Genomic DNA, 4,883 nt, shown 5'->3' with positions numbered 1-4,883 from the left:
AATGCTGGTAGTATAGCCGTCATTCCGGGGCGATGCGAAGCATCGAACCCGGAATCTCGAGATTCCGGGTCTGGTGCTAACGCACCATCCCGGAATGACCGAGTTTGGGATATCAGAACGGACTCACCGAAAAATAGCGCAGCCACAGATCGGTATAACGGCCTTTTTCCCAAACCCGGAACAGCGCCCAGTTCAGCGCCTGCCGCAACAGGTCGTTGCCCTTGCGCACGCCGATGCCGATGCCTTCGCCGAAAAAGCGGCTCTCGACGAACGGGCCGCCCGAGAACGCGCAGCATCCGTCGGAATCGGTGCCGTTGATCCAGAACGCCAGCGCGATCGCGTCGCCGAAAATGAAATCGACCTCGCCGCGCCGCAACGCCTGCCGCAGCGCATCGTCACCGGGATAGGAATGCAGTTCGGCGTCGGTGAACATCGCCTTCAGATAGGCCTCGTGCGAGGTGCCGGCGATGACGCCGACTTTCTTGCCTTCCAGATATTCGGGACGGATTTCCGGGATCACCGCGTCGCGCCGCGAGACGAACCGCGCCGGCGCCCGGTAATAGGGATCGGTGAAATCCACCCGCGCGCGCATCTGCGGCGTCACCGCCAATGAAGCGATGATGGCATCGCCGCGGTTGCTGGAGAGCGCGTCAAGCAGCGTCTCGAACCGCCGCATCTGGATGGTGCAGGTGACCTTGATCTCCTCGCACAGCTGCCGCGCCAGATCGACGTTGAAGCCGGCCGGGTTGCCGTCGGGGCCGGTGAAGTTGAACGGCGGATAGTCGGTTTCGGTCAGAAACCGGATCACGGTCAGGCGGGACAGATCGGGCCGGTCCGGCCGCCGCCTCGGATCCCAGAAGCCGGGAACGGCCTGCGGCGCGGCTTGCGTGCCCGGTTTTGCAACGCTCTGCGCCTGCGCCGGGCCGGCAGACAGGGCCAGCCAAAGACCGAGCGCCAAGCCCATCAGCGCCAGCGCTGCGCGACGCGTTTGGAACAATGTTGCGTGGGGAATCGAGGCTGTCCGGGATCGCATGGCCGAGGGTTTTCGTGATGGTCGACGGCCTTATAGACCATCCCGCTGATAAGGCGAATGTGGTCTGCCGCTGCGAACGGCGCTCTTCTCCCCTCCCGCGCGAAGCGGCGGGGAGGGGAGACGACCAAGCCGCATCGTTCAGAGGTAATGTTTGAGGTCGGCCGCGGCCTGATCGGGCGTGCGCTTGAGGTTGAACGGTGAGACGAACTTGCCGTCGCGGTCCATCAGATAGATCAGCGCGGTGTGGTCCATGGTGTAGTCGCCGTCCTTGAGCGGGACTTTCTTGGCATAGACCCGGTAGGCGGAAATCACCTTCGCCACCTGGTCGGGCGTGCCGGTCAGGCCCGTCAGATGCGGATCGAAGCTGGACAGATAATCCTTCATCGCCTCCGTGGTGTCGCGCTCGGGATCGACTGAGATGAAATAGGCGTTGACCTGGTCCGCGTCCTTGCCGAGCGCTTTAAGCACCTCGGAAATCTCGAACAGCGAGGTCGGGCACACGTCAGGACAGTGGGTGAAGCCGAAGAAGATCAGGGTCGGGTGACCCTGCAGGTTCTTTTCGGTCACGGTCTGGCCGCTCTGGTCGGTCAGCTGAAACGGCCCGCCGATTGCGGCAGGCGCCGCCACATTTCGCCAGCCCCCCGTCGCCCACAGCATCACCAGCAGCCCGACCACCAGGCTGGCGGAGAACGCTGCGACGATGACCAGCGGGCGAGTGGTCCGATCCATCCTGAATTCCCTTATGTCCGGATCAGAGGCAGGCGGCGATGCCGGAGGCGATCGTCTCGAAGAAGACCGTCGTCCCGTAATGGAACCACAACGCCAGCGTGCCGAGCAGCAGCGCGGCGCCGAGACCCGCCCCCGCTACCGCCAGCACAGCCCTGGGCGGGCTGGTGGACGTTGACACATCCTGCTGGGTGGAAATTGGCTGAGCCATCCGAAACTACCCGATCGACGGACGTGGACCGGCGTTTGCCGCCGGTCGGCGTCTGCAGGGTTCAGATAGGCCTAGTCGTGCTGCCGGGCAAGTACGGCCGGCGAGGGCGTAATCACGACATGGGGACGCAAATCGCGATCCCGGCGGACGGCCGGCGGCCGCGGTACCGACGCCTCGGCGTCGAGATAACAGGGCTTGTACATGCTCGTCAGTTGCTTGCCGCGCAGGAAAATCATGTGCGGCGTCAACCCGCCGCGTGCGGCGATCCAGTGCCGCACCGCCGAGGGATACATCGAATACAGCATCTGGGTGGCTTCGGGATTGGTGATCGCGCGGCCATTGGTGCCAAAATCCCACGCCGCGTGGAAACCGAGATTGGCGTTCGAGGTTACGCAAATCCTGTCATGCGGGACCGCGCCGAGCACGATGGTACAGGCCGAGGCGCACAGGCCGTCGATGATCACCTGCTCGCCCGAGGTGCGCAGGTCCTGATATTTGTCAACATAAGTTCCAATCCGGCCGCCTCGATCGTCGGCAATCCGAACCACCGCATGGCCCGCGCCTACCCCTGCCACCAGGAGAACCACCGCGAGCAGTCCCGTCACGAACTTCATATCCCAGCCCCAGTGCAAACTGCCGAACCCGAATCTGATGATCTTGTGTGATGCAAGATGGCGGCCAGCGTGTTGCCGGATCGGATTTTTGTCCAGATGCCGGAGGCCGCTCAAATCAAATTCAAATTGAGTGTTGCAGGCGGGATGCACCCTGGGCGCGAAAGGTCCCAAATCGGAACAAGTTGATTCTCTCGCGGCGCCCGCGGTCGAGCGGGCGCGCGTTTGCCGTTGACCGCAGCAAACGCCGCGAGCTTCTATCATTTCGGGATTTGGGGGAAATGCCATGGCCGAAGATGCGGACGTAATTGTGGTCGGCGGCGGCCTCGCCGGCCTCGTCGCCGCGACCGAGGTCGCCGATGCCGGCAAACGCGTCATCCTGGTCGATCAGGAAGGCGAGCAAAGCCTTGGCGGCCAGGCCTTTTGGTCGTTCGGCGGATTGTTTCTGGTCGACAGCCCCGAACAGCGCCGACTCGGCATCAAGGACAGTTTTGATCTTGCATTGCAGGACTGGATGGGATCGGCGGGTTTTGACCGCGATGAGGATCTGTGGCCCAAACGTTGGGCAGAAGCCTATGTGGCATTCGCGGCGAGCGAAAAGCGCGGATGGCTGCGCGCGATGGGACATCGGATTTTCCCGGTGGTCGGCTGGGCCGAGCGCGGCGGCTACGACGCGATGGGCCATGGTAATTCGGTGCCGCGGTTTCACGTCACCTGGGGCACCGGTCCCGGTGTCGTCGAACCGTTCGAACGGCGCGCGCGCGAGGCGCAGAAGCGCGGCCGGCTGACGTTCAGGTTCCGCCACCGTGTCGATGCGCTGACCATCACGGGCGGCGCCGTCGACGGCGTCACTGGCGCGATTCTGGAGCCTGATCAGGTCGAGCGCGGCAAAAGCAGCTCGCGCGAGATCGCCGGCGATTTCACGCTGCGCGCGCAGGCCGTGATCGTCGCCTCGGGCGGCATCGGCGGCAATCACGAGCTGGTCCGGAAGAACTGGCCGAAGCGGCTGGGCGACGCCCCGAAGAACATGATCTCCGGCGTGCCCGAGCATGTCGACGGAAGAATGATCGGCATCCTTGAGGCCGCCGGCGCGCGGCTGATCAACCGCGATCGGATGTGGCACTACGTCGAGGGCATCAGGAACTGGTCACCGATCTGGCCACGCCACGGCATCCGCATCCTGCCCGGACCGTCGTCGATGTGGTTCGACGCCACGGGCAAGCGGCTGCCCTCGCCGCTGTTTCCCGGCTCCGACACGCTGGGGCAACTGCACTACATCATGAGCACAGGCTACGATTATTCCTGGTTCGTGCTGACCCAGAGCATCATCAAGAAGGAGTTTGCGCTTTCCGGCTCCGAACAGAACCCCGACCTCACCGGCAAGAGCTGGCTGATGACCGCGCGCCGCGCCACCAACAAGGGCGCGCCCGCGCCGGTCGAAGCGTTCAAGAGCAAGGGCGCCGACTTCATCGTGCGCGACAATCTCGAAGCCCTCGTCAGCGCGATGAACGCGCTGGCCGGCGAAAATCTCCTGAAGCTCGATCACCTCAAGGCCCAGATCGAGGCGCGCGACCGCGAGATCGAGAATCCTTACGTCAAGGACACGCAGGTGATGAACATCCACAATGCGCGCCGCTATATCGGCGACCGGCTGATCCGCACCGCCAAACCGCACCGCATTCTCGATCCCGCCCACGGCCCGCTGATCGCCGTCAAACTCAATATCCTGACCCGCAAGACGCTGGGCGGCTTCGAGACCGACCTCGACTCCCGGGTGTTCGGCCATGACGGCAAGATCATGCCGGGGCTTTACGCCGCCGGCGAAGCGGCCGGTTTTGGCGGCGGCGGCATGCACGGCTATCGTTCGCTGGAAGGAACGTTTCTCGGCGGCTGCCTGTTCTCCGGCCGCAATGCCGGGCGCGCGGCGGCGCAGGCCGTCGGATAGATGCCGAATAGATGCCGATGCGACGCCCCGATCGGGGCGTGCGTTTTTGCAAACCATGCCGGCCAGGGAACATTGTCTTGAACACGGCTGCGTCCCGAACAGGGTAGGTTTGCCGTTCCAGCAGTGGTGTCGACGATCATGCGGATCCTGCTTTGGGCGGCCACGTTGGCGGTTGCAGGCGGTTTGGCCGCGCGCGTCCAGGCCGAGCCCGCTGTGCCGTCGGCCGCAGGACTCGAGCGCCTGTCCGCCTTTTTCGAAAACGAAGTCATGAGCGAAAGGATTCCAGGCGCGGCGCTGCTGATGCAGCAACACGGATCGCCCGTCTACCTCAGGAGCTTCGGCGTTCAGGACGTCGCT

Annotated in this window: 5 protein-coding genes and 1 pseudogene; 2 read left to right on the top strand and 4 right to left on the bottom strand. The window is 64.1% G+C overall.

Going from position 1 to position 4,883, the window contains the following annotated elements; genetic code table 11:
* Window positions 1–112: 112 nt before the first annotated feature.
* The 4 genes from QZ213_RS24680 to QZ213_RS24665 form a co-directional block, all read right to left on the bottom strand.
* Entirely contained in the window at window positions 113–964 is an 852-nt protein-coding gene (locus tag QZ213_RS24680) for a transporter substrate-binding domain-containing protein (RefSeq protein ID WP_291688690.1), read from the bottom strand.
* 207 nt (window positions 965–1,171) lie between these two features.
* Window positions 1,172–1,762, bottom strand: coding sequence for an SCO family protein (locus tag QZ213_RS24675; RefSeq protein WP_291688689.1), 591 nt, complete (start codon window positions 1,760–1,762; stop codon window positions 1,172–1,174).
* A 22-nt stretch (window positions 1,763–1,784) separates the two neighbouring features.
* Window positions 1,785–1,970, bottom strand: coding sequence for a hypothetical protein (locus QZ213_RS24670; protein ID WP_291688688.1), 186 nt, complete (start codon window positions 1,968–1,970; stop codon window positions 1,785–1,787).
* Between the two features lie 71 nt (window positions 1,971–2,041).
* On the bottom strand, window positions 2,042–2,584 hold the full coding sequence (locus tag QZ213_RS24665) for a hypothetical protein (RefSeq protein ID WP_291688687.1): 543 nt from the start codon (window positions 2,582–2,584) through the stop codon (window positions 2,042–2,044).
* A gap of 283 nt (window positions 2,585–2,867) precedes the next feature.
* On the opposite strand from QZ213_RS24665, the gene QZ213_RS24660 reads away from it, so the two are divergent.
* Window positions 2,868–4,526, top strand: a complete 1,659-nt coding sequence (locus tag QZ213_RS24660) for an FAD-binding dehydrogenase (protein ID WP_291688686.1) — start codon at window positions 2,868–2,870, stop codon at window positions 4,524–4,526.
* Between the two features lie 123 nt (window positions 4,527–4,649).
* Window positions 4,650–4,883: pseudogene (locus tag QZ213_RS24655) on the top strand (serine hydrolase); the annotation flags it as partial.

The organism is Bradyrhizobium sp., assembly GCF_017881085.1.
Lineage (GTDB): Bacteria > Pseudomonadota > Alphaproteobacteria > Rhizobiales > Xanthobacteraceae > Bradyrhizobium.
This window is presented reverse-complemented; position numbering and strand designations above follow the sequence as displayed.

What these genes read in the sequence shown, in the direction of transcription:
- QZ213_RS24680 (WP_291688690.1), bottom strand. Translation starts at nt 964, where the DNA reads ATGGGCTTGGCGCTCGGTCTTTGGCTGGCCCTGTCTGCCGGCCCGGCG.
- QZ213_RS24675 (WP_291688689.1), bottom strand. Translation starts at nt 1,762, where the DNA reads ATGGATCGGACCACTCGCCCGCTGGTCATCGTCGCAGCGTTCTCCGCC.
- QZ213_RS24670 (WP_291688688.1), bottom strand. Translation starts at nt 1,970, where the DNA reads ATGGCTCAGCCAATTTCCACCCAGCAGGATGTGTCAACGTCCACCAGC.
- QZ213_RS24665 (WP_291688687.1), bottom strand. Translation starts at nt 2,584, where the DNA reads ATGAAGTTCGTGACGGGACTGCTCGCGGTGGTTCTCCTGGTGGCAGGG.
- QZ213_RS24660 (WP_291688686.1), top strand. Translation starts at nt 2,868, where the DNA reads ATGGCCGAAGATGCGGACGTAATTGTGGTCGGCGGCGGCCTCGCCGGC.